This window comes from Streptomyces sp. CNB091 (genome assembly GCF_000377965.1).
Window position 1 is genome coordinate 45,918 of sequence record NZ_KB899009.1, and the last position, 24,262, is coordinate 70,179.

Annotated in this window: 25 protein-coding genes; 14 read left to right on the plus strand and 11 right to left on the minus strand. The window is 72.7% G+C overall.

From position 1 onward, the window contains the following. The first annotated feature begins 133 nt into the window (after positions 1–133). From D581_RS01000000137885 to D581_RS0129970, 7 genes are all read left to right on the plus strand, one after another. Positions 134–544: a hypothetical protein gene (locus D581_RS01000000137885; RefSeq protein WP_018960815.1), complete on the plus strand. Its 411-nt coding sequence runs from the start codon at positions 134–136 to the stop codon at positions 542–544. 127 nt (positions 545–671) lie between these two features. Next, entirely contained in the window at positions 672–1,607 is a 936-nt protein-coding gene (locus tag D581_RS0129945) for a hypothetical protein (protein ID WP_018960816.1), read from the plus strand. A gap of 20 nt (positions 1,608–1,627) precedes the next feature. Further along, positions 1,628–3,205 (plus strand): hypothetical protein, encoded by a 1,578-nt coding sequence (locus tag D581_RS01000000137890; RefSeq protein ID WP_018960817.1) that lies wholly within the window; start codon positions 1,628–1,630, stop codon positions 3,203–3,205. Then, a complete protein-coding gene (locus D581_RS0129955; protein WP_018960818.1) occupies positions 3,202–4,017 on the plus strand; it encodes an ABC transporter ATP-binding protein in 816 nt (271 codons plus the stop codon). Before D581_RS01000000137890 ends, D581_RS0129955 begins: the two co-directional genes overlap by 4 nt. Beyond that, the gene (locus tag D581_RS0129960; RefSeq protein ID WP_018960819.1) at positions 4,014–5,270 is read left to right on the plus strand and encodes an ABC transporter permease; all 1,257 of its coding nucleotides are present in this window, start codon (positions 4,014–4,016) and stop codon (positions 5,268–5,270) included. The genes D581_RS0129955 and D581_RS0129960 overlap by 4 nt, the downstream gene beginning before the upstream one ends. 135 nt (positions 5,271–5,405) lie before the next feature. Continuing rightward, entirely contained in the window at positions 5,406–6,149 is a 744-nt protein-coding gene (locus D581_RS0129965) for an alpha/beta fold hydrolase (protein WP_026291039.1), read from the plus strand. Between the two features lie 115 nt (positions 6,150–6,264). Continuing rightward, a complete protein-coding gene (locus D581_RS0129970; RefSeq protein WP_106434482.1) occupies positions 6,265–7,980 on the plus strand; it encodes a SpoIIE family protein phosphatase in 1,716 nt (571 codons plus the stop codon). A gap of 199 nt (positions 7,981–8,179) precedes the next feature. Here the strand turns inward: D581_RS0129970 and D581_RS0129975 are convergent, their stop codons facing one another. From D581_RS0129975 to D581_RS0130000, 6 genes are all read right to left on the minus strand, one after another. Continuing rightward, a complete protein-coding gene (locus tag D581_RS0129975) occupies positions 8,180–9,037 on the minus strand; it encodes a GNAT family N-acetyltransferase (RefSeq protein WP_018960822.1) in 858 nt (285 codons plus the stop codon). Between the two features lie 148 nt (positions 9,038–9,185). Next, on the minus strand, positions 9,186–9,431 hold the full coding sequence (locus D581_RS0129980) for a hypothetical protein (RefSeq protein WP_018960823.1): 246 nt from the start codon (positions 9,429–9,431) through the stop codon (positions 9,186–9,188). A 240-nt stretch (positions 9,432–9,671) separates the two neighbouring features. Beyond that, positions 9,672–10,286, minus strand: a complete 615-nt coding sequence (locus D581_RS0129985; RefSeq protein WP_018960824.1) for a hypothetical protein — start codon at positions 10,284–10,286, stop codon at positions 9,672–9,674. Continuing rightward, positions 10,283–11,554 carry an MAB_1171c family putative transporter gene (locus D581_RS0129990; protein ID WP_018960825.1) on the minus strand — a complete coding sequence of 424 codons (1,272 nt, stop codon included), beginning with the start codon at positions 11,552–11,554 and terminating at the stop codon, positions 10,283–10,285. The genes D581_RS0129985 and D581_RS0129990 overlap by 4 nt, the downstream gene beginning before the upstream one ends. A 66-nt stretch (positions 11,555–11,620) precedes the next feature. Next, positions 11,621–12,208: a hypothetical protein gene (locus tag D581_RS0129995; RefSeq protein WP_018960826.1), complete on the minus strand. Its 588-nt coding sequence runs from the start codon at positions 12,206–12,208 to the stop codon at positions 11,621–11,623. A 10-nt stretch (positions 12,209–12,218) separates the two neighbouring features. Beyond that, entirely contained in the window at positions 12,219–12,794 is a 576-nt protein-coding gene (locus D581_RS0130000; protein WP_018960827.1) for a hypothetical protein, read from the minus strand. Positions 12,795–13,187: 393 nt separating this feature from the next. Here D581_RS0130000 and D581_RS0130005 point away from each other — a divergent pair, with 393 nt between their 5' ends. From D581_RS0130005 to D581_RS0130025, 5 genes are all read left to right on the plus strand, one after another. Beyond that, a complete protein-coding gene (locus D581_RS0130005; RefSeq protein ID WP_018960828.1) occupies positions 13,188–13,535 on the plus strand; it encodes a MerR family transcriptional regulator in 348 nt (115 codons plus the stop codon). Between the two features lie 370 nt (positions 13,536–13,905). Then, a complete protein-coding gene (locus D581_RS0130010; RefSeq protein ID WP_015609674.1) occupies positions 13,906–14,109 on the plus strand; it encodes a cold-shock protein in 204 nt (67 codons plus the stop codon). A gap of 245 nt (positions 14,110–14,354) precedes the next feature. Next, a complete protein-coding gene (locus tag D581_RS0130015; RefSeq protein WP_018960829.1) occupies positions 14,355–15,938 on the plus strand; it encodes a DEAD/DEAH box helicase in 1,584 nt (527 codons plus the stop codon). 149 nt (positions 15,939–16,087) lie between these two features. Then, a complete protein-coding gene (locus tag D581_RS0130020; RefSeq protein ID WP_018960830.1) occupies positions 16,088–16,450 on the plus strand; it encodes an SCO5918 family protein in 363 nt (120 codons plus the stop codon). A gap of 51 nt (positions 16,451–16,501) precedes the next feature. Further along, positions 16,502–16,717 carry a hypothetical protein gene (locus D581_RS0130025; RefSeq protein WP_018960831.1) on the plus strand — a complete coding sequence of 72 codons (216 nt, stop codon included), beginning with the start codon at positions 16,502–16,504 and terminating at the stop codon, positions 16,715–16,717. Positions 16,718–16,819: 102 nt separating this feature from the next. Here D581_RS0130025 and D581_RS0130030 read toward each other — a convergent pair whose 3' ends face one another. After that, a complete protein-coding gene (locus D581_RS0130030) occupies positions 16,820–17,908 on the minus strand; it encodes an acyltransferase family protein (protein ID WP_018960832.1) in 1,089 nt (362 codons plus the stop codon). A 327-nt stretch (positions 17,909–18,235) separates the two neighbouring features. On the opposite strand from D581_RS0130030, the gene D581_RS0130035 reads away from it, so the two are divergent. Beyond that, on the plus strand, positions 18,236–19,462 hold the full coding sequence (locus D581_RS0130035; protein WP_018960833.1) for a cation:proton antiporter: 1,227 nt from the start codon (positions 18,236–18,238) through the stop codon (positions 19,460–19,462). Between the two features lie 131 nt (positions 19,463–19,593). Continuing rightward, a complete protein-coding gene (locus tag D581_RS0130040; RefSeq protein WP_018960834.1) occupies positions 19,594–20,364 on the plus strand; it encodes a peptidoglycan recognition protein family protein in 771 nt (256 codons plus the stop codon). Between the two features lie 25 nt (positions 20,365–20,389). Here the strand turns inward: D581_RS0130040 and D581_RS0130045 are convergent, their stop codons facing one another. The 4 genes from D581_RS0130045 to D581_RS0130060 form a co-directional block, all read right to left on the minus strand. Next, positions 20,390–20,755: a PH domain-containing protein gene (locus tag D581_RS0130045; protein ID WP_018960835.1), complete on the minus strand. Its 366-nt coding sequence runs from the start codon at positions 20,753–20,755 to the stop codon at positions 20,390–20,392. A gap of 96 nt (positions 20,756–20,851) precedes the next feature. Then, positions 20,852–22,834, minus strand: coding sequence for an ABC transporter permease (locus D581_RS0130050; protein WP_018960836.1), 1,983 nt, complete (start codon positions 22,832–22,834; stop codon positions 20,852–20,854). A gap of 164 nt (positions 22,835–22,998) precedes the next feature. After that, positions 22,999–23,823 (minus strand): molybdate ABC transporter substrate-binding protein, encoded by an 825-nt coding sequence (modA, locus tag D581_RS0130055; protein ID WP_018960837.1) that lies wholly within the window; start codon positions 23,821–23,823, stop codon positions 22,999–23,001. Positions 23,824–23,861: 38 nt separating this feature from the next. Then, positions 23,862–24,257 carry a TOBE domain-containing protein gene (locus D581_RS0130060; RefSeq protein ID WP_018960838.1) on the minus strand — a complete coding sequence of 132 codons (396 nt, stop codon included), beginning with the start codon at positions 24,255–24,257 and terminating at the stop codon, positions 23,862–23,864. Positions 24,258–24,262: the final 5 nt, after the last annotated feature.

Sequence of the window (24,262 nt, forward strand, 5' to 3'; positions counted from 1 at the left end):
TGGTCAAGACCAATCTTGGAATGATTTCTTCCGCCTGGAGCCGCTGCCTAGCCTTGCATCCGTGGCCCAGGAGGGCGTTTTCCTCCTGTTCGGGCCTTTATGTCTCTGTGTCCGCACCAGCTCAGGGAGAATCATGTCCACGTCTCGACGCTTTGCCGCAGCGGCCGCTCTCGCGGCGGCCCTCGGATCAGGGATCGCGTTCGCTCCGCCGGCGCTGGCCGCCGCGGAGTGCACGGCCGGTTACACCTGCCTCCACTACAACTCCCACTACCAGGGGGGAATCTACAAGCAGTGGGGCCAGGTCTCCGACTACGCGGGGAAGACGTACGTCGCCAGTACGAACGGCAGTGCCGGCGCCGGCCAGACGGTCAAGAACAACGCCGCCTCGGTCAACAGCTTCGACTACAACAAAGAGTTCACCGTGTACTACAACCGCAACTTCAACTGTGAGGTTGCCTGCCAGACGATCGGCGTCGCCGGGGCTCAGAACCTCAACGCCTCGCTGAAGAACAACAACGCCTCCGGCAGGCCCACGGGTCTCTGACGGGTTGGGCCGGTGGGCCGCGCACCGTGCGCGGCCCACCGGCCACCGCCGGTCGCCGGCCTCCGGCCATGTGCGCCGTCGATCCCTCCGGCCGCGTCGTCCCTTCCTTCCTCGGGAGTCCTCAGTCATGCGCATCGCACGTCTCGCCGGTCCCGCACTGGTCTGTCTGCCCGTCCTGCTCCTCACCGGATGCGGGGACGACGGCGCCGGCCGAAAGGGCGACGCGAACGGCGTACCGGCTCCTCCGCTCGGCGCCGTGCAGAAGCTGCTCACCACCGACCATGTGACCCTGCCCGTCGAGCCCTATCTCCTCTCCCCCGATCAGCGGCTCCAACTGCTCAAGGCGCACGACGCGTTGACCGTACGGTGCATGGACCGCTTCGGCTTCGACCACCCGAGGCCCGTACGGCAGAAGGACCCCGGCATCCCGGACCGGCTCGCCCTGTGGCGTTACGGAGCCAATGACCCCGCCGACGTGGAGATCAACGGCTACACCCGGGGGAACAAGAGGACTCCGCGGACCGCCGAGAGGCCGCCGGAACCCGTAGCCGGGTCGATGACCGTTCTGACCGGGGCGGAGGGCAGCGAGAAATTCGGTCCGGGCGGCCAGACGGTCAACGGGCGGAAGGTCCCCGAACACGGCTGCTTCGGCGAGGCGAACAAGGCGCTCACCGGGTCGGTCGAGCGGCTGGCCGACGACTCCGAGGTCGCGGTCAACGCCAACATCGACTCCGTGTTCAAGGCCGCCGAGGACGCGCGGGTGACTGCCGTGTTCAAGCAGTGGTCGGCCTGCATGAAGAAGGAGGGATTCACGTATGCCACGCCCCTCGAACCGTTGAACGATCCTGCGTGGGACCGCAATGTCACGGCGTCGCAGGAAGAGATCGCGGTGGCGGTGGCCGATGTCCGCTGCAAGCAGCAATACAACGTCGTCGGCGTCTGGAACGCCGTGGACGTCGCCTACCAGAGGCAGTACATCGAGGCGAAGCCCGAGGTCTTCGCCGAGGTCAGGAAAGAGATAGCCGGCTGGATGGACCGCGCGGCCGGCATCCGGACCAGCTGAGCATCCGAGGGGTCACGTACATGGACGAGTCGCGCCCCGGCACGGTCGGGAACACGGGCGGGAACACGGGGGACGAAGCCCTCGATACCGAAGGCGCCGAACCGGGCCAGCGCCCGGCCACCGCCTCCGGGCTGGCAGGACGCCGACGTTGGGTGCTGGCGATCACCATCGCCGCCGTCGTCGTGTCGGCCTCCGGCGTCGTCGCCGCCGCCCGCATCCAGTCCCCGGCCGAAGCCGCCGCGGCGGCCGACCCACCGCCCCCGGATGTGCTGACGGTCCCGGTGGAGAAGCGTGTCCTCAAGGACACGGTGATCATTCGCGGCACGGTGGCGGCGACCCAGGTCGTCGAGGTCGCTCCCGAGGGGGCCGGCGGGACTTCGGGTCGGTCCGTGGTGACCGGCATGGCCAAGGGCGTCGGGGACGCCGTCCGGGCCGGTGACGTCCTGTTGGAGGTTTCCGGCAGGCCCGTCTTCGCCCTACCGGGAACGGTGCCCGCCTACCGGGACCTCAAGCCGGGAACCCGGGGCAAGGACGTCGGGCAGCTCCAGCGGGCGCTGCGAGCCCTCGGCCACAGCACCGCCCCCGATCGGCCCGGTACCTTCGGGCCCGGAACCGGCAGGGCCCTGTCCGGTTTCTACGGCAAGCGCGGCTACGAACCGCGAGCGGCGCGACCGGACGGCGAGGAGGCCCTGGTGGCGGCCCGGCAGGCCGTCATCGACGCGGAGCGTCTGGCGCAGGACACCGCGGCCGCTGCCGCCCGGGCCGGCCGGCCCACATCCCCGCGGGCAGCCCGCGATCGTCCTTCCGCGGCCACCGAGGATGCCTCGGCCACCGAGGCGAGCCCCGGCGCCAGCGGCGACAACACGGCCTCGGAGCTCGGAACCGCCGCCGCACGGGCTGCTCAGGACCTGGCCAGGGCCCGCGGCGCACTCGCCGAGGAGGAGCGGCGGCAGGGGCCGTCGTTGCCCGTCGCCGAGGTCGTGTACGCCGCCGGCTTTCCGGCCCGGGTGGAGTCGGTGTCCGTAGCGGTGGGCTCGACACTGTCCGGCAGCGCGATGACGCTGTCCAGCGGCGAACTCGTCGTGGCGGCCCACGTCCCCGAGTCCCAGGTGGGGCTGCTCAAGGTCGGCCAAGGAGCCGAGATCTCCTCGGAGCTGGACCGGAAGCCGATACCGGCCGGGATCTCCTTCGTGGCGGACGCGCAGGACAGGGCGGAGACGGAGAACGGCGCGGGGGAGGAGCCCGAGGAGCCGGACCCCCGCGCCGGTTCACGCGGCTATCTGGTCCGGGTCGAGGCGAAACGTCCGCTCGCCGACGCCCTGTCGGGCCGCGAGGTGAGGGTGACCGTCGCCGCCGCACAGAGCAGGGGGAAGGTGTTCGCGGTGCCGGTCACCGCTCTGGTCTCGACTCCCGACGGATCGAGCGCGGTCTCCGTGATCCGCGCCGACGGGAGGCGGGACCGGGTGAAGGTGCGGCCCGGGATGGAGGCCGACGGGTTCGTCGAGGTCGGACCCGTGGAAGGTGACGTCCTCGACGCGGGGGATCAGGTCGTCGTCGGCATCAGGCCGTCGGAGGGCGGCCGGGAGGGTGCCGGGTGAAGGGCTTCAGACGGATGCGCGCGTCGACCGGGGGCGGGGTCGGGAACGGTCACCGGGGCGAGGCCGGGGTCGCCGGGGAGGAAGGCGCACCAGGAACGACGGCCCTGAGCGGCACGGGCCCGGAAGTGCCCCCCGTCATCGAGTTCCGGGGCGTCGAGCTCACCTATCCCGGCCCGCCTCCGGTCCCTGCGCTGCGGCGGTCCGACCTGCGTATCGAGAAGGGCGAGTTCGTCACGGTCGTCGGGCTCTCCGGGTCGGGCAAATCGACGTTCCTCAACATCGCCGGACTGCTGGACTCGCCCACCGCCGGGGCCTATCTCCTGGACGGCATCTCGACCCGCGAGCTGAGCGACAAGAGGCGTACGGGGCTGCGGGGCAATCGCATCGGGTTCGTGTTCCAGTCGTTCCACCTGCTGCCTCACCGCACAGCGCTGGAGAACGTGGCGCTGGCCATGGTCTACACGGGCGTTCCGCCCGCCGAGCGGCTGAGGCGTGCGCGTACGGCTCTGGACCGGGTCGGTCTCACGCATCGCGTCGACTCCCCGCCGACCCGGCTGTCGGGGGGCGAGCGGCAGCGCGTCGCCATTGCCCGCGCGCTGGCGGGCGACCCCTCTCTGCTGCTGTGCGACGAACCCACGGGGAACCTGGACTCCGGCAACGCCCACAAGGTGATGGAACTGCTGGCGGATCTGCACGCGGACGGGCTGACCGTGGTCGTCATCACCCATGATCAGCAGGTGGCCGAGCGAGGTGGGCGAACCGTCACGATCAGGGACGGCCGGCTGAGTGCGGCACGGGAGCCGAGGCCATGAGGATCTTCACGCGCGGAAGCTCGTGGGCCCGGTGGGGTCCGGCGGGGCCGGACTCCACCGGTCTGTCCGTCCGCGATCTGATCGCCGAGGCCACCGCGGGCATACTGCAACGGCCCGCCCGCTCTCTCCTCACCGCCCTCGGGACAGTGCTCGGCGTCGGCGCGTTCGTGGCCGTGCTGGGGCTCACGGCCACCGCTGCCGCACAGATCGACGCGCGCTTCAGCGTCCTGTCCGCGACGGAGGTCGGCATCGAGGACGTCTCGGCCGGCACGGACGACGTCGTCGGCACCGCTTTCCCCCCGGACGCCGACGCACGGCTGGCCGCGCTCAACGGCGTCCGGGCGGCCGGAGTGCACTGGTCGGTGCAGCTGCCGGCCGATGTGAGGCTCTCCACCTCCCTGGCCACGGACGCGGGGGCGGAGCAGCCCTCCGTCACCGCTGCGACCCCCGGCGCTCTGGAGGCTGCGGGCGCCCGGCTGCGGGAGGGGCGGCTCTTCGACGCCTACCACGAGGAGAACGCCTCCGAAGTGGCACTGATCGGCCAGGGAGTCGCCGACCGGCTGGGCATCACCACGCTGGAGAATCGGCCCACCGTCTTCCTGGGGACACGGCCTTTCACGGTGATGGGCATCCTCGGTGGGGTGGACCGCAAGACGGAGACCTTCATGTCCGTCGTGCTGCCGCGCTCAACTGCCCAGCAGGCGTGGGGGCTTCCCAAGGAGGGCGTGTGGATGATCGTGTCGACCGAGCTGGGAGCCGCCTCCCAGATCGCGCACGGGGCGGCTCATGCCCTGCGGCCCGACCATCCGGAGTACTTCTCCGTCGTCCCGCCGCCGGACCCCAAGGAGCTGCGGGGCGATGTCTCCACCGACCTCAGTCAGCTCTTCCTCGTGCTCGCGGGGGTCTCCCTGCTGATCGGCGGGGTGGGCATCGCGAACACGACGCTGGTGGCGGTGCTGGAGCGGACCGGCGAGATCGGCCTGCGCAGATCGCTGGGAGCCCGGGCACATCACATCACCGGCCAGTTCCTCGCCGAGTCCGGAGCACTGGGCACGCTGGGCGGCCTCGTCGGTACCTCGCTCGGAGCCGTGACCGTGCTGGGGGTCGCGCTGAACCGCGAGTGGACTCCTGTTCTGCACCCCGGCGTCGTCGCGGCGGCGCCGCTCATCGGACTGGCCACGGGGCTGATGGCCGGCCTCTATCCTTCGTGGCGTGCATCTCGCGTGGAACCCGCCGAGGCCCTTCGCCGCTGAGACGGGGGCGACGGCCCCGTGATGACACCTGAGGTCTCGTTCGGATCAGAGATGCCCAGGCCCATCCGGAGCGGCCTCGGCGCCGAATACGGGGCGAGGGGGCAGCGCGCCCCGCACCCGCACCTGGAGGTACGCGTGGCCCAACGACCGCCGTCGGCAGCGGTTCTCGTTCTGCACGGGGGGCGCGAGAGCGGTACGGGCCCCCCGCCGTCGGGGCTGCTGAATCTGCCCGGTACCCGCATGCGCCCCTTCGCCCGTGCCGTCGCCCGGGCCGCCCGCGCGGCCGGTGACGACATCCTCGTGACGCGGGTGCGGTACGTCCACCGGGGCTGGAACGGCGCCCGCGCGGACCCCTTCCACGACGCCGTGGCCGCCCTCGACGCGCTGCGGGAGCAGGCGGGCGATGAGCTGCCGGTGGTGCTCCTGGGGCATTCCATGGGGGCGCGCGCCGCCCTCCGCGCCGCCGGGCATCCCCTGGTGCGCGGCGTCGTCGGGCTCGCCCCCTGGTGTCCGCCGGGGGACCCGGTCACCCAGCTCGCGGGCCGTGACGTCGTCCTCGTCCACGGCAACCGGGACCGGATGACCAGCCCCCAGGCCAGCCAGTCCCTCACCGCGCGGGCCCGTCGCGCCGGAGCCCGTAGCTGCATGGTCACCGTCCGGGGCGGCGACCACGCCATGATCCGCCGGGCCGCCGCCTGGCACCGGCTCACCACCGCGCTGGTCACCGGACTGCTCGGTTCCGGCAGTCTGCCGGGCCCGGTGGCCGAGGCCCTCGCCCTGCCGCCCACCGCCGAGGCCACCGAGGGCACCCTCGACCTGGACGCCGATCTCGGCCCCGGCTTCGGCCCGTATCCGGACCGGGCGGGCGCCCCGCGCTGACCGGCCTCGCTGCGGATGCGGGACGGGAGCGGGCGACCGACGATGGAGGTCCGGGAGCCGGGAGCCGACGACGGCGGGAGGCACGCTCTTGCAGGCCGACACGTGCGACGACGGGATGCCGTCGTCCTTCGACCCGGGGACCGTCGCGGCCCTGTTCGACGGGAACCCGGCCGCCGTCGCGGTCCTCGACCACGATCTCCGCTACACCTACGTCAACCCGGCCCTCGAACGGCTCATAGGCCTCTCCGCCGGCTCCCAGATCGGGCGGACGTTCTCCGAGGTGCTGCCCGGGCTGCGCGGTCAGACCTCCGCTCTGCGCGAGGTCCTGGCCGACGGGAAGCCCCATGAGGAGACGATCCAGGGGCAGACCTGGGCGGCGGACGGGGCGGACGCGGTGGACGGCGAGGACCAGCGGTTCTGGCGTGCCACGTACAGCCGCCTGGACGTGGACGGGGAGGCGTGCGGTCTGATGGCGATCGTCGTCGAGATCACCGACCTCACCCGCCAGCGCGAGGAGCTGGAGGAGGCCCGCGGTCACATCGCCCTGCTCAGCACCGCCGCCGTCCGGATCGGCACGACGCTCGACATGGACACCACCTGCCGGGAGCTGGCCGCCTTCGTGGTGCCCGACTTCGCCGACGTCGCGGCGGTCGACGTGTTCCCGTCCGAGGTGGGCCACTCCGTACGCCGCCCGGAACCCGGCGTCGTACGGCTCCGGCGGGCCGCGGTGCGGGGCGACGGCGAACTCGACGAGCAGGTGCAGCGGTTCGGTCACCCCGGGGAGTACGTCGACTTCCCGGCGGACTCCGCGGTGCCCCGCTGCCTGGCGGAGAACGAGCCGGTCCTCGACGACTGGGAGGACCACAGCAGCGGGCGCGACGCCGTCACCGCGGACCGGATCAGCGCCTCCCGGGCGCTCGGGCTGCGCGAGGCGCTCATCGTCCCGCTCTCCGCCCGCGGCCGGCCGCTCGGCGCGCTCACCCTCGTCCGGGCCGACGGCTCGCCGGCCTTCAGCGACCAGGACGTGGCCGTCGCCCGCGAACTCGCCGTCCGGGCGGGCGTCGACCTCGACCACGCCCGCCGCTACGACCACGAGCACAGCATCGCCCGCGAGCTCCAGCGCTCCCTGCTCTCCGAGCCCCGGGGGCCCCACCCGCACGTCGAGATCGCCACCCGCTACCGCCCCGCCGACGAGGGCGTCCTGGTCGGCGGGGACTGGTTCGACGTCGTGCCGCTCAAGGACGGCCGACACCTCAAGGCGATGGGCGACGTGATGGGCCACGGGGTGGAGGCGGCCGTCGCCATGAGCCAGTACCGCTCGCTGCTGCGGCTGCTGGCCGAGGACGACCTGCACCCCCACCAGATCCTGGAGCAGCTCGACACCATGGTCGAGCGGTCGGGCCTGGACCGGGCGGCGACCTGTCTGCTCGCCGTCGTCGACCGGTTCGGCGGGGTGTGCGAGGTGGCCAGCGCGGGCCATCTGCCCCCGGTCTTCATCGACCCGGATCCCGCCGGGGCCCGGGTAGTGCCGGTGCCGGTGGGGCCGCCGCTCGGCACCGGATTCGGCGGGTACCGGACCACGTTCGTGCCCTGCGGCCCCGGGACCGTGCTGTTCATGTACACCGACGGCCTGGTGGAGCGCCGGGGCGAGGACATCGACGTGTCCGTGGGGCGGCTGGCCTCCCTGACCCTCCCGCGCGGCGGGCATCTGGAGGACCTGCTGGACCAGGTGCTGGACCGGTTCGGCGAGGACGCGGAGGACGACATCGCCGTGCTGGCCTCCCGGATCCGCGAGGGCCCGCCGGTGGTGCGGCCGACCCCTCCGGAGTGACGAGCGGCCGAGTGCCGAGCGGCGGACCGGGCTGCTGCTGGGGCCGGACCCGTTTGCTCCTGCGGGGTGGACCGGCTTCCTGCCCGGGACCGCACCGGCTTCCTGTCCGGGGACCGCACCGGCTTCCTGCCCGGCACCGGACCGGCTTCCTGCCCGGGACCGGCCCGGCCCGCTGCCCGAGGCCGCGGGGTGTACCGGGTCAGCCCAGTTCGAGGCTCGTGATGCCGTACAGGCCGGTCCGGTCGATGACCGGTTCCGGGCCGCTGTACATCCGCGCCGTGTCGAACGACGGGGTCAGGCCCAGCTCCCCCGCCAGCCGCACCGCCGCCGGGTTGACGTCGGGCACGTCGATCGCGACCGGGGTGCCCGGGGCGGTGGCCGCGAGCGCGCCGACCAGGGCCGCCGCCACCGCGGGGGACGCGGCGTACAGGGGGCCGATGCGGGACGCGGCGCGGCAGGCCCGCAGCACCGCGAGGCCCTGGAGCTCGCCGTCCCGGACCGCTGCGAGGGCCGTGCGGCCCGGGGCGGTGATCCAGGAGGCCAGGAAGGTGTCGCGCGCGGCCGGGAAGTACCGGCGGTCGTAGGCGGCGAGCAGGTCGAACGGCACGCTCCTGGCGTCGACCAGTTCGGTGCCCGGCGGCGGCGCGACGTCCCTGGGAGGCGGGGGCGTGCCCTCGTACCGTGCGTTGCTCCAGCAGGTACGGAAGCCGGAGCGGCGGTAGTTGTCCTGTTGCGCGGGCACCCCGTCCAGCCCGACCGTGCGCCCGGCGAGCCGGGCCGTGCCGGCCTGCCAGGTCCGCAGCCCGTAACCCTGCCCGCGCAGATGGGGGCGGGTCAGGTAGAAGCCCAGGAAGCCGTGGTCGCTGCCATAGCGGACGACGGAGACGGAGGTGACCGGTTCGCCGTCCAGCCGGCCGAAGAGGAAGCCGCCGGGGTCGGTCGCGAAGAACACCCCGCCGTCGTTCAGGCCCGGGTTCCAGCTCTCCTCGTGGGCCCACTCGCCCAGCGTCACGATGTCCTCGGCGCGGGCCGCGGTGATCTCGAAAGGTTTCGGCACGGCACAGTCGTACCCCGGCGGGAGGCTGTTCAGTGGCCCGGGACAGGGCGGTTTCCGGCCTTTCGGGAGAAGCTCGCGTCGGGTCGGTGCCCGGGTCGGTGGTCGGGTCGTGCTCGGGCCGCCTCGGCCCGGCACGCCGGGCCGGTGTTCAGGCCGCTTCCGGGTTCTCCCGGCGCCGGCCCCGCAGTTGACGCAGTACGAGGGCGGCCGAGGTGATCAGCGGCAGCAGACCCGCCACCGCGTCGGCGGTGTTCAGCTTGTCGTGCGAGCCCTTGGCCCGGCGGACCTGCTTGGAGGCCCTGATGACCGCGAGCGCGCTGCTGCCCAGGCTCAGCACGAGCCCGGCCTTGCTGCCGCGCAGGCCCTTGGCGGGCGCGGACCGGTTCTTCGCCATCGGAGGTACCTCCAGCCTGCGGGCCGCCCCGTTCGCGGGCAGCCCTCCCCGTACACGTAACCGGGTGTCCGCCGCCCCCGCAAACGGGACGGCCCGCGCGGGCGAGGTGCGCGGACCGCGCACCGGGCAGTGCGCCGCGCGCTGACCGGGTGACGCCGGTCCGGGCGCGGGGCAGTGCCTGGCGCCCGGTCCGCCGACGCCGGTCCGGGCGCCGTCGGACTCGGCTCGGACGGATCGGACTCAGACGAACACGTACGCCACGGTCGTCGCCGCGCCCAGGCCCGCGCCCGCCACGGTCTGGGCGACGGTGTGATAGCCGAGGGCGACCCGGGACCAGCAGACCGCCGTCGTCACCGCGTACGCGGCGATCCACCAGGGGGAGTGCACGACGGCGAGGAGGGAGACGGCCGCCGAGGCCACCGCCGAGTCGACCGAGATCTTCCACACCGTGTTGACGGCCAGCAGGCCGATCGTCATCACCCACAGCGCGAGCATCGCGACGAGGATGCCGGTGGGCGCGTTCCCCAGCACCATCACCACCGAGCCGGCGCCGATCGAACCCAGGATCACGAAGAAGATCGGCGCCCGCTTGGTGCGGTCCACCACATGGCGGTCGCCCCAGGTGCCGCGCCCGCGCTCCCACTCGATGTACCCCGCCGGTATCAGTCCGGCGCAGAGCGCCCCGAGGAACCCCCAGACCAGTCCTGTCCAGTCGCCTGCCGCCGCCAGGCCGATGGAGAGCATCCCGGCCAGCAGGACGTTGCGGGGCTGGAGGGCGTCGGTGACGGTGCGCGCCACGGAGGCCGTGCGGGCGGAGGGGGTGGGGATCCCCTCGCCGGTCGTGGTGCCGGTCATGCGCTCGTCTCCGTCGTGCGGGCGGTGTCGGCCGTCGCGGCCGCGAGGACGGCGCGGGCGCGCTCCTCGTCGACCGTCCGGTAGGCGGCGGCGACCCGGACCAGCCGGGCCACCTCGCCGTCCTGGTCCGCCGCCTGCTGGGCGGCGACCGTCGCGGCTGCGCCGGCGGGCGCCCCGGAGTCCTTCGCGAGCAGGGCGGCCCGGATCCAGTAGGCGTCCGTGAGGGACTCGGCCCGGCGCGGGTCGTCCGTGTCACGGGCGGCTGCCCCTTCGGCGGCGGCGAGCAGCCCGTCGGGTACGTAGTGGCGCAGTTTCTCGGAGGCGTCCGCGATGTCGGCGGCCCAGCGGTCCACCCGCAGATCGGCCGGGACGTTGAACCGGGTCAGCTCGCGGGCCAGCGGGGCGGGCGGGTCGAACGGCTGGTCCGGGAACGCGGCCATCAGCTCGTACCAGAGGGCGTGCAGCCGGACCTGGGCCCGCCAGAGCCGGGCCCGGCGGGCGCCGGCCGCGAAGGCGGGGACGGACGCGCCGAGGGCGAAGAAGGCGAACAGCACCAGCTGCGCGGCCTCGGTGACCTGGTCGAACCGCAGGGCGAACGCCTCGCTCGGCTCGTCCACCACGCTGATCCACAGGAAGAGGGTGCGGCTGACGGTGTAGCCGACGCCGATGAACATCGCGAACGTCATCATCCCGAGCCCGATGCGCAGATGGCGGCGCCGGGTGTCGAGGGTGGCGAGCGCCCACTGGAAGGCGCACACGGCGGACGCGGCCCCGAGGTAGAGGTAGAAGACGCTCATGTAGAGCGTGGCGCCCCACTCCCCGGCGTGGTCGGAGACGAAGCGGTCCGAGGGCTCGGAGCGGTCGACGACGGTGAAGAAGAGGACGGTCAGCAGGATCAGCGTGGCGACGGAGGCCTTGGCCGCCAGCTTCTGGACGAGCCGCGCGAACCGTACGTGGCGGGGGACCGCGCCCTCTTCGGGGTAGCTGCCGTAGATGGCCACGATGTAGCTGAGGATGGCCAGAATTGCCACGGTGGCGGTGTAGTGCTTGATGAGGACGGCGAGGTCGGTGACGGCGCTGTTGTTGAGGCCGATGCGCACCGCCTCGGTCTTCGTCCACAGGGCGACGGCGAATCCGGCGTAGCAGCCCCACAGGGCCCGGCGTCTGCGATCCTCCTCGTCGCCCCACAGGGCAGCGGGCATACGCCACAGGGCAACGGCCGTCATCAGGCCGGCTATCAGGTAGCCGGCGAGATCGAGGGGGGTCACGGCGGTGTTCGTCCTCGGGGTCGGGAGCGCGGGGCGGGGGGCCCGCGGGTGGTCCGGTGGCACGTGTCAGGCGTCGCCGGACCGTCTTCCGGGGAAGAGACCGCGCCGTCGGTGGGCCACCGGGCGGGACAGGGAGTTGTCCAGCCGCCCCACCATGTCATCGGTGGTGAGGTCCCGCGCCATCCGGGGGATCAGGGAGGCACCGAATTCGGCCATGCGTTCGTCGTGTGTCGCGTACTGCGCACGGGCCTGGACGGTGCCGCCGCCGGAGGCGAAGGACGCGGCGGCGGCCGGGGAGATCATCCGGGCGATCAGCGAGGTGTCGAAGACCGGGAGGAGTGTGCGGAGCTGTTCCGCGTCGAGCGTCGTCCCGTGGTCGAACCACTCGTGGCACAGCTCGTGCAGGATCACGTGCTGGGTCTGGTAGGCGGTCGGCCGGCGGCGGTAGAGGACGAGGCTGGTGCCGCCCGCCTTCAGGCGCAGTCCGCAGGCGGCGTTGACGCGGGCGAGGCGGTCCGGCATCTCGTGCAGCCGGATCGTGCGCCCGCTCGCCTCCTCCATGTTGGCGACGAGCTTCTCCAGCGTGAAGGGAACCGGGATGGGCAGGTCGGCCAGCCCGGCCTCGCACTCTTTCCGCAGTTTCCGCAGGGACATGACCAAGACGCTACGCTGCCGGACCCGCCGGGCGGTGGTTCGAGGCGGAATCGTTGCCGCCGCTTTCCCCTTCCGGCCCGTCCCTCTCCCGGGCCGCGTCCTCCAGCAGGGACAGGGCGAACCGCAGCAGTTCCGGCGGGAGCCCGTCGTCGTCCAGGCCCCGGCCCGCCAGGCCGCTGATCTCCCCGGTGCGCCGCTTGGCCAGGAACTGGAGTCCGGCGACGACGTCGTCGACGACCTCGGACTCCTCCTTGAAGAAGCGCCAGTCCACGCCGAACCCCAGGCCGAGGGCCTTGAGGATGTCCTCGGAGGGCTGGGTGACCTTGCCGGCCAGGATGTTGGAGAAGTAGCTGTGCGACAGCGAGCCGCCGCGGTCGCGGACCAGCTCGGCGAAGACCCGGCCCGAGATCTTCTGGCCGGGGAAGGTCTTCTCGACCATGTACTCGACTTTTTCCCGCAGCGAGCCGAGGCGGGGAAGCTCGTCCGGACCGGGGGGTTCGACGGGTTCCGGACCGCGTTCGCCGCCGTCGTCCATGGCCATCCGGGCCTCCACGATCACCTCGGAGTCGGAACTGAGCTTGCGCAAACACTCTACGTCACTGTTAACTCGAAAAAACACGGGCAGGGGACCACGAGGGGAGTCCCTTGCCCGTGAATGATCCTGTGCCCCGCGGTGCCCGGAACGGGCTCCGGACAGGGGTGTAGCCCTTCACGACGGGGGATGCGTGAAGGGCTACGCGTGCATTATGGCCCCACGGTCCTCCCCGCGACAACTGACCGGTCGGTCAGTGATCCATGGGCGTAGGTCGGCCGCGTCCTTCCCGGTGGTCCAAATCTGTTCCGGCCGCGATAGACATGACCTTGCCCGGCGATTAGGGTTTCTTGTGCAGTCACGTGAAACAGCTGTACGCAGCAGAGGCGCACCCCGCAGGCGTACGGCGCCCGGCTCCTCCGGTCGCGCGTGACGGAAGAGGTGCAGATGCCCCCGGAGACCCCCTCGCACGCCACCGACCGGCTCGACGACGACGATTACCCCGCCTACACGATGGGGCGAGCCGCGGAGATGATCGGTGCGACGCCGGGGTTCCTCCGGGCGATCGGCGAAGCCCGGCTGATCACTCCGCTGCGGTCCGAGGGCGGCCACCGCCGTTACTCCCGCTACCAGTTGCGCATCGCCGCCCGCGCCCGCGACCTGGTCGACGCCGGCACGCCCATCGAGGCCGCCTGCCGCATCGTCATCCTGGAGGACCAGCTGGAGGAGGCGCTGCGCCTCAACGAGCAGTTGCGCGGCCGGTCCGCCCACACCGGCGGCCCGGCTGAGCGCTGACGGGAGCTGGCGGGAACTGACGGGAGCTGACGGGCTCCGCGCCGCGGGCCGCTCGGGTTCTCGCGCGGCCCCGGGGAGATATCTGCATGCGTCAGCACAGAATTTCGCGCAATGCGCGATGAGGCTTTTCTCTTCCCGGTCTGTTCCGACACGGCCGGTGATATTAGGCACCCGCCTCTCCCGGTCCCATCGTGCTAGTGTTGATCTCAGTTGCAGTTGTGGTTCCCAAAAACTTCAAGTGTTCTTGCCGGTCGGATGTCGGCGGGCGCACTTTTGTATTTCCGGTGTACTTCCGGACGGGGTAATCATCGCGGCGACGTGGGGTCCGCACAGTGTGGGCCCGCGGGCTCTGCCCCTAAGGAGATATGACATGGCTACTGGCACCGTGAAGTGGTTCAACGCGGAAAAGGGCTTCGGCTTCATCGAGCAGGACGGCGGCGGCGCCGACGTCTTCGCTCACTACAGCAACATCGCCGCCTCCGGCTTCCGTGAGCTGCAGGAGGGCCAGAAGGTGAACTTCGACGTCACGCAGGGCCAGAAGGGCCCGCAGGCCGAGAACATCACCCCCGCCTGATCACTCAGGTAGTACTGCGCAGCTGGGGCCCGCACCTTGGGGTGCGGGCCCCGGCTCGTTGTCGTTTCCGGGGCCCGCTCTGCGCGCCCCCCGACGAAGCCGCGTCCGGTGCACTGTTTCCCGGCGGCCGGGCTTCGTTTTCTTTTGTCATTTCATCGGCTCGTTCTTGCGATTCTGGGTGCCGTTCACGGTCGCTTCCCGAAAAAGAATCCCTCGATACGTGCCCCATCGAGGAAAGGTTCTAGATGAACCGCGAACGCACGCCCCGCTCGAACGACCGATTCTCCCGCACCCGCTCCGGCGGCGGTGCCCCCCGCTACTCCGGTGGCGGCGGCGGCGAGCGCCGCGCCGCGGGCTTCGGCGGCGGACCCAAGCGCTCCGGCGGTTCCGGCGGCTCCGGCCGGTCCGGTGGCTACGGCCGCCGCTCCGCCTCCGGCGTCAAGGGCGAGTTCGCCCTGCCGGTGACCGTCACTCCGGCCCTCCCCGCCGCCGAGACCTTCGGCGAGCTGGAGATGCCCGCACCGCTGAAGGCGGCGCTGGTCGCCGAGGGCATGACCGTGCCCTTCCCGATCCAGGCGGCCACCCTGCCGAACTCGCTGGCCGGCCGGGACGTCCTGGGCCGCGGCCGCACCGGCTCGGGCAAGACGCTCGCCTTCGGCCTCGCGCTGCTGGCCCGCACCGCCGGCCGCCGCGCCGACGCCAAGCGCCCGCTCGCCCTGGTCCTCGTCCCCACCCGGGAGCTGGCCCAGCAGGTCACCGACGCGCTCACCCCGTACGCGCGGTCGCTGAAGCTGCGCATCGCCACCGTGGTCGGCGGCATGTCCATCGGCCGCCAGGCCAGCGCGCTGCGCGGTGGCTCCGAGGTCGTCGTCGCGACGCCGGGCCGCCTCAAGGACCTGATCGAGCGCGGCGACTGCCGGCTGGACCGGGTGACCATCACCGTCCTCGACGAGGCCGACCAGATGGCCGACATGGGCTTCATGCCGCAGGTCACCGAGTTGCTCGACCAGGTGACCCCGGACGGGCAGCGGATGCTCTTCTCGGCCACCCTGGACCGCAACGTCGACCTGCTGGTGCGGACGTACCTGAAGGACCCGGTCGTGCACTCCGTCGACCCGTCCGCCGGCGCCGTCACGACGATGGAGCACCACGTCCTCTACGTCCAGGGCACGGACAAGTACGCCACCACGACCGAGATCGCGGCCCGCGACGGCCGCGTGATCATGTTCCTGGACACCAAGCACGCGGTGGACAAGCTCACCGACCACCTGCTGCACAGCGGGGTCCGGGCGGCCGCACTGCACGGGGGCAAGTCCCAGCCGCAGCGCACCCGCACCCTGGAGCGCTTCAAGACCGGGCACGTCACGGTGCTGGTCGCCACCAACGTCGCGGCGCGCGGCATCCACGTCGACAACCTCGACCTGGTCGTCAACGTGGACCCGCCGAGCGACCACAAGGACTACCTGCACCGCGGCGGCCGTACCGCCCGTGCCGGGGAGTCCGGCAGTGTCGTCACGCTGGTGCTGCCGAACCAGCGCCGCGAGATGACCCGGCTGATGGCGGACGCCGGGATCACCCCGCAGATCGCCCAGGTCCGCTCCGGCGAGGCCGAGCTGAGCCGGATCACCGGCGCGCAGACGCCCTCGGGCGTCCCGGTCGTCATCTCCGCCCCGGCCAAGGAGCGCGGCAGCAGCCGCGGCGGCGCGTTCATGGGCCGCGGCACCAAGCGCGGCGGCAGCGGGGCACCGTCCCGGGGCCGTCGTCCCGGCGTGCCGACGCCCGAGGCCCGTGCGGCCGCCACGCAGCGCCGGAACAACCGCGCCGCGTGATCCGTGCGGCCGGCGGTCCGCCGCCGGCCGCCCCGTACGCCCGGCGATCCCCCCGTCGGCGCGTGCACCGGGCCCCCCGCCCGGGCTCCCTTACGTCCCCTTCGTGCACTCGACACGTCCCCCGTGCACTCGACCCCTGTTGAGGAACCATGCGCTGTGTCATCGCCCGCTTCCCCTTCGATCTGTTCAAGAACGAGGTGGAGGACTCGATGAAGGGCATCAAGCCCGAACCCGTCACCGGCGACGCGGTGGTCATCAGCCGCCGGGTCTACCCCGTCAAGCAGGTGGGTGAGGTCATCACCCGCCAGGACCGCCGGGACTTCAGCTCCGCCGAGGTGGTCCGGGCGCTGTCCAAGCTCGGCTTCACCTGCCGCACCGCCGAGTCGGCCGTGCCGGCTCCGGCCCCCGCCCGTACCCCGCTGGAGACGGCCTCCGCGCTCCTGGGGACTCCGGCCGAGGCGCGGAGCGAGACTCCCGAAGCGGTGTCCGCACCCCGGGCCGACGGGGTCTGAGACCTGTTTCCCCGCCCCGCGACGCCGACTTCGGGTGTCGCGGGGCGTGCGATGATCGCCGCCATGATGAGGAAGCTGACGGTGTTGGGTGTGACCGTGGTGGCGTGCATGCTGCTGCCCGTCTCCGCCGCGTACGCCGACGAGACACACACCAACGCTCACAACGGCCCGCAGGTGGCCCTGATCTCGACGGGCCAGATCGACGATCCGCTGGAGGACGTGCTGGAGCACGTCGCGGTCCTCGGCGACAACATCATCGTGGACTGAACCTCCCCTGGGACCTCCCCTGGGACTTCCCCTGGGACTTCCCCTGGGGCTTCCCCCGGGGCTTCCCCCGGGATCTCCCCCCGCTCCCGGCCGTTCGGCGTCTCAGGACGCGCGGGCGGCCGGTGGTTTCTGCCGGGCCCACTCCATGCGCGGCTCCAGCAGCGGACGCAGCAGCCACCGGACCGGGGGCGTGCAGAGCAGGGTCATGATGACGACCGCGCCCACGGTGACGGCGACCGTGCCCATCGTGGTGTCGAAGAACGGGTCGTCGTAGAAGCCGCCGTACCGCAGACCCCGGACGACGAAGCCGTGGAGCAGGTACCCGTACAGCGTGCAGGTGCCGAGCGTGGTCATCCAGCCGCGGCCCTTGGGCACCCAGGCGAGGAAGCACGCGCCCAGCACGATCGCGGCCGCGAACAGCAGGAGCGTGGCGGTCGGGCCCGTCCACTCGGAGACGCTGAGCTCCTCGGTGCTGTTCTTCCGGAAGAACCACGAGGTCGACGTCCGGGGCACCAGCCAGTACGCCAGCAGCATCCCGGCCACGAACACCGGCACCGAGGCGACCCGCACCCAGGTGGCGCGGAGAGCCGTGAAGTGCTCCGGGCGCAGCCGCAGGCCGAGTACGTAGAACGGCAGGAACTGCAGGATGCGCTGGATCTGGAGGCTCCCGTCGGCGGCCGGTGACACCGTCGCCAGGGCGGCGATGGCGAGGGAGACCAGCACGGGGAAGCGCACGGTCTGCCAGAGCGGGGTGGACAGCCGCCAGAGGAACAGGGCGGGCAGGAACCACAGCAGCCAGTAGGGCTCCAGCAGCGAGAGGGCGAACTCCGGGTCTCGGGTGGCCCGGTGGAAGAGCGTGTAGAGGATTTCGAGCAGGACGTAGGGCACCAGCAGGCCGGTGACCAGTTTCCACACCCGGTTCGGCCGCAGGTCGAAGTTCCGTGAGAAATAGCCCGCTATCAGGATGAACACCGGCATGTGGAACGTGTAGACGAAGGTGTACGCCGCTTCCACGAGGCGGCCGGGGGGCAGGGGCTCCCACGCGTGCCCGACCGCCACCAGGACGATCGCCAGGTACTTCGCGTTGTCGAAGAAGTGGTCGCGGCCGCCGTCGGGCGGCGGCGTTCCGGTCGCCGGGGCGCCGGCAGCGGCGGTGGGGCGCGGCTGCTCGGAGGTGAGGGGGGAAGACATCCTGACACCCTAGAACGCGGAGGCGTTCCCTCCGGCCCCTGTGGTGTGCGTCACTTCTGGTCGCCCCGCTCGGGCGGCCGCGCGCCGCCCGCGGTGGCCAGGTACGGCAGGCTGTCGGTCTGGGCCAACTCGTACGGCCGCTACGCCGGGGCCGGGGTGCGCGCAGGAATACCCGCACCGCGTCGACCGGCGGGGCCCGGGACGTCCACTGCCCGCACCGAACCGGTGTCCTGAAGAGGTGCCCGACCCGGGGTGCGGGGGAGCAGGGCGGGGGGCGAAGGGTGTCATAGCGGCTGATTCCGGGGTGTTCCTTGCTATACACGAGCGATGGAGCACCCCGGGACCCTCGTCCTGATCATGGCCCTGGCGGTTCTCGCCCCGCTGCTCGGTTACGCGACCGGGCGGTGGCTGCCGGTCCCCGTCGTCATCTTCGAGATCGTGCTCGGTGTTCTGGCCGGGCCGGACGTGCTCGGCTGGGCCCACCACGACCAGGTCATCGACACCCTGGCCGACCTCGGGCTCTCGATGCTGATCTTCCTCGCGGGTTACGAGATCCGGTTCGCCGAGGTCCGCGGCTCCACCCTGCGCCGGGCCGGCGGGGCGTGGGTGCTCTCGTTCGCCGCCGGGCTCGGCGTCGCGCTGCTGATCAGCGGGGCGGACCTGGCGAAGAGCCTGGTCATCGGCACCGCGCTGACCAGCACGGCGCTGGGCGCGGTGCTGCCGATCCTGCGGGACTCGGGGCGGCTGGAGGGACGGTTCGGGTCGGTGGTGATGGCGTTCGGGTCGGTCGGGGAGTTCGGTCCGATCATCGCGATGGCCCTGCTGTTCAGCGGCCGGAGCCCGGGTGCGGCGGGTGCGGTGCTGGCCGTGTTCGCGGTCGTCACGGCGGGGGCGGTGTTCTGGGCGATGCGGCCCCGGCCGCCCTGGTTCGCCCGGCTCATCGCCGTGACCCTGCACTCCAGCGGCCAGTTCGCGGTCCGCTTCGTGATGCTGCTGCTCGCCGGGATGCTGGGTCTCGCCCACGTCTTCGGCCTGGACACCCTGCTCGGCGCGTTCGCCGCCGGGATGCTGACCCGGCTCGTCCTCCAGGGGTCGGTGCCCGGGCGCAGCGGGGAGATCCTGGAGCGGATCGAGGCGATCGGTTTTGGCTTCCTCGTGCCGTTCTTCTACATCGTCACGGGCATCGACTTCGACCTCGCGGCGCTCCTGGACGGCGGGCGCCCACTGCTGCTCCTGCCGGTCTTCCTGCTGCTGTTCCTGCTGGTGCGCGGGGTTCCGGCGTATCTGCTGGCCCCGTGCGACCTGGCGGGGCGGCCCTCGCGGTCCGCGCTCGGGCTGTTCGCGTCCACCTGTCTGCCGCTGGTGGTCGCGATCACCGCGATCGGCCTGGACGAGAAGGTGATCGGGGCGGGCGAGGCCGCCGCCCTGGTCGCCGCCGCGATGGTGTCGGTGCTGGTCTTCCCGCTGCTGGCGTTCCGGCTGCTGCGCCGGGAGAAGGGCGACGGGGGCAGGGCCGTGCCGGGCCGGACGGCGGAGACCGGTGAGGCCTGGTGAGACCGGTGAGGCCAGTGAGGCCGGTGAGGCCGGTGAGGCCTCGTTCCGGATGAAGCGCCCCCACCGGTGACCTGTCACCCGAACGGCCCGCTCCCCTGCGAAGCCGGAGGCCGGACCGCAGGGTGGAGTGCATGTGGTCCCGCCGAATCGTCCTGGGCGCTCTGGTCCTGCCCCTGGCCCTCCTGGTGTTCGGGGACGGCCCGGCGTTCCGCGCGCCGGGGCCGGAGCTGGCCTCCGGGCCCCGCCCGCCGCGCGGACTGCCGCAGCCGGCCGTCGTCAGCCGCCGGGAATGGCACGCGGACGAGGAACTGGTCCGGGAGGGACCGCAGTACACGGGCGCGGCGCGGGCGGTGTTCGTCCACCACACCGGCAACCCCAACGACTACGACTGCGCGGACGCCCCCCGCCTGATCCGGGCCGTCCAGGGCGACCACGTACGGCAGGACGGCTGGGACGACATCGGCTACAACTTCCTCGTCGACCGCTGCGGCACCATCTACGAGGGCCGCGCCGGCGGGGTCGGCCGCTCGGTGCTCGGCGCCCACACCAAGGGGTTCAACACCGACACGGTCGGCATCGCGGCGATCGGCGACTTCGGCGCGGGGGCCGAGGTCCCGAAGCCGATGATGGACGCGCTGGTGAAGCTGGCCGCCTGGAAACTGCGGCCCGGGGCGGATCCGCTGGGCATGGTCGACCTGGTCTCGACGAACGACGAGAGCCGCTTCGACGAGGGCCAGGTGGCCCGGCTGCACGTCATCTCCGGGCACCGCGACAGCTTCGAGACCCGCTGCCCCGGCGACGCGCTCTACGGGCTGCTGCCCGAGCTGCGGGAGCGCGCCGCGAAGCTGCGCGCCGCCGCCCCCGGACACTCGGCTTCGGCCCGGCTGCGCCCGTACGTCTGAGCCTCGCGGGGCGTGGGGGGCGAGGCTACCGGGAGACGAACTGCGCGAGCATCGCCTGGACCTCGTAGATGTCGACGCCCTTGGTGAACGTCTTCTGGAGCGGCACCGGGTTGCCCGAGATCCAGATGCTCAGCTCGGCGTCGAGGTCGAACGTCCCGGCCGTCTCCACGGAGAACTGCGTGATGCTGCGGTACGGGACGGAGCGGTACTCCACCTTCTTGCCGGTGATGCCCTGCTTGTCGACGAGGATCAGCCGCCGGTCCGTGAACAGGATGCTGTCGCGGATCAGGAGGTAGGCGGCGTGGATCTGCTCGCCGTGCCCCAGCAGCCGTGCGTAATCCTGCTGGGCGGTGGCGGGGTCGATCGTGTGGGCGTTGCCGAACAGTGCCATGGGTTCCCGTCTCTATGTGGTGTCGTACTGGAGTACGTGTACGGCGCGGTTCTGGTTCCCGTGCGGGGCCTGCCGGTCTCCTTCTCCAGCGGGCTTCTACAGCGGGACGACCGTCGCCTCGGTGGCCTTCACGCTGGTCCAGACGGTGCTCCCGTCGGCGATGCCGAGCTCGGCGGCGGCCCCCGGGGTGATCTCCGCGACCAGGTCCGGGGCCTCGGCCGAGGTGATCAGCAGCCGGAGCCGGCTGCCGCCCGAGGTGATCTCACGGACGGTGCCGGGCCAGACGTTGCGGGGGGAGCCGGTGGGCCTCTCCCGGTGTACGGAGACGGCTTCCGGCGCGATGACCGCGAGGGCGTCCGTGCCCGCCGGGAGGGGTTCGGCGACCACGAGGTGTCCGCCGCCCGCCAGGGCCAGGCCGTCGGCGGTGGCGGTGCCGGGCCAGGCGTTGCGGCCCAGCATCCGGGCCACCCAGGGCGAGCGCGGGCGCCGGGTGACCTCGGTGGGCGGCTCGTCCTGGAGGACCCGGCCGTCCTCCAGCACCAGGACCCGGTCGGCCAGCGAGACCGCCTCGACCGGGTCGTGGGTGACGATCAGGCAGACCCCGCCGAAGTCCGCGAGATGGCCGCGCAGGGTGTGCCGGACCCGGGCCCGGGTGGTCTGGTCGAGGGCGGCGAGCGGTTCGTCGAGCAGCAGGAGGCGGGGGCGGGCCGCCAGCGCGCGGGCCAGGGCGACCCGCTGGGCCTGGCCGCCGGAGAGCTGGGCGGGCTTCCGGTGGGCGAGGTGGCCCACCCCGAGGCGGTCCAGCCAGCCCTGGGCCTCGCGCCGGGCCGCGGCGCGCGGGACGCCGTGGGCGCGGAGCCCGTACGCCGTGTTGGCCAGGGCGCTCAGGTGCGGGAAGAGCGCCCCGTCCTGGGGGACCCAGGCGACGCCCCGGCGGTGCGGGGGGAGTGCGGTGACGTCGCTGTCGCCGAGGCGCAGGGTGGCGTGCGCGCGGGGCGTGAGGCCGAGGAGGGCCCGCAGGAGCGTCGTCTTGCCCGCGCCGTTGGGGCCGACCACCGCGATGGTGGTGGAGCCCGGGGCGTCCAGCGTGAGGCGCGTGAAGCCGGTGACGTCGGCGTGCAGCGGCCAGGGCTCAGGCTCGGTCTTCGGCCGCGGGTCGGCGGCGGGCCCGGGGAGCGGGCCCGGGGCCGTGGCCGCCGGTTCCTCCGGGCGTGCCTCCGCCGTCCGGCTCGCCGGGTCCCGGTGGCCGGTCGCCGCCGACGGGCGGTCGCCCGGGGTCCCGGTCCACCGGCCGCGCAGCGCGATGAGCACGATCATCGCGATGGCCAGCAGCAGCAGGGACACCGAGGTGGCGGCCTCCGGCGAGTCCTGGAGCAGCAGGTAGACCTGGAGCGGCAGGGTCTGCGTGGTGCCGGGGAGGTTCCCGGCGAAGGTGATGGTCGCGCCGAACTCGCCGAGCGCCCGCGCCCAGGTCAGGGCGGCTCCGGCGATCAGCCCGGGGGCGACCATCGGCAGCGTCACGGTGCGGAACACCCGGACCGGCGAGGCCCCCAGGGAGGCCGCGGTCTCCTCGTACCGGGGGCGCAGCCCGCCGAGCGCGCCCTCCAGCGAGATGACCAGGAACGGCATCGCGACGAACGTCGCCGCCAGCACGGCCCCCGACGTGTGGAAGGGGAGCGTGACGCCGAAGGTGTCCTCCAACCAGGGGCCGAGCAGCCCGCGCCGCCCGAACGCCAGCAGGAGGGCGACGCCGCCGACCGTGGGCGGCAGGACCATCGGCAGCAGCACCAGCGAGCGGACGAACGCCTTGCCGGGGAACGGCGCCCGGGCCAGCAGCCAGGCCAGCGGCACCCCGAGCAGCAGGGAGAGCCCGAGCGCCCACAGGGAGACCAGCAGCGAGAGCCGCAGCGCCTCGGTGGTGGCCTCGGCGGTGAGGTGGGCGCCGAGCTCGCCCCAGGAGGTGCGGACCAGGATCCCGGCGAGCGGCAGCATCAGGAACGCCACGGCCAGCAGGGCGGGCACCGTCAGCAGCAGGGGTGCGCGGGCCCCTGCGGTGCGGCGGCGGCCGGGACGTTTCATCGGGTGACCTCGTGGGGCTCGGAGACGGTGCGGTGCCCGGCAGGCCCGCCGGACGGGACGGCCCGTCGGACGGGACGGCCCGTCGGACGGGACGGCCCGTCGGACGGGCCTGCCGGGCGGACGGGCCTGCCGGGCGGTACGGGACCTGCCGGGGCGTGGGGCGGTTACGGCTGCTGGAAGCCCGCGCCCCGGAGGATCTTCTGCGCGGCGGGCGTGGAGAGCCAGGCGACGAACGCGGCGGCGGCCTCGCCGTGCCGCGACGTCTTCAGCGTGGCGGCCGGGTAGGAGGCGATGGCGTTCCGCGCGTCCGGGATGTCGATCGCGTCGACCTTGTCGGTGGCGGTCGCGGCGTCGGTCCTGTAGACGAGCCCGGCGTCGGCCTCGCCGAGCGAGACCTTGGACAGGACCGCGCGCACGTTGGGCTCCTGGGAGACCGGCTTCACCTCGATCCTCTGCGCGTCGAGGATCTGCGCGCTGTAACGGCCCACCGGCACTTCGGGGGCGGCCAGGACGACCTTCAGCTTGGGGTCGGCGAGGTCCTCCAGGCTTTCGACCTTCTCCGGGTTGCCCTCGCCGACGGCGATGACCAGGCGGTTCCTGGCGATGACGGTCGGCTTCCCGGTATCGCCGGAGAGGCCGTCCATCGTCTTCGTGTCGGCGGTGACCAGCGCGTCGGCGGGGGCGCCCTGCCTGACCTGGGCGGCCAGTTCCTGGGAGCCGGCGAAGGAGAACGTCACCTTCGTGCCCGGGTTCTCCTTCTCGTACGTGGCTCCCGCCGCCTTGAAGACGTCCGTCAGAGAGGAGGCGGCCAGCACGGTCAGGTCGGCCTTCGGGGCGCCCTTCGCGGCTGCCGAGCCGCTGCCCTCGCCCTTGGCCGGGCCGGAGTCGTCGCCGCAGGCGGCGAGCGGGATCAGGAGGGCGGTGGTCAGGACGGCGGCGGCCGCGCGGCGGGGGCTGACCACACGGCGGTGGTCGATCAGCGGGGACATGAGGGTCGGGCTCCTTGGATTCTCGTCGTCGGCCGGTCTCAGACGCGGTCGATGTGCACGCTGGTCGACTTCACCCGGGCGGTCGCCCGCATGCCGACCTCAAGACCCAGCTCCTCCACCGCCTCCCGCGTCAGGAGCGAGACGAGCCGGTGCGGACCGGCCTGGATCTCGACCTGGGCCGCGATGTCGCCGAGCTTCACCGCGGTGACGATGCCCGGGAACGCGTTGCGGGCCGAGGTGTACACGGCCTCGTCCTCGCCGCCCGTGCCCTGGCCGACCTCGATCGAGAAGGCTGCCAGCGCGCGGCCGTCGATCAGGCGGCGGCCGGCCTCGTCGCGATGGGTCGCGACCCGGCCGGCGTCCGCCCAGCGGCGTGCGGTGTCGGGGCTGACCCCGAGAAGTCGTGCTGCCTGGCCGATTGTGTAGGACTGCATGTGCG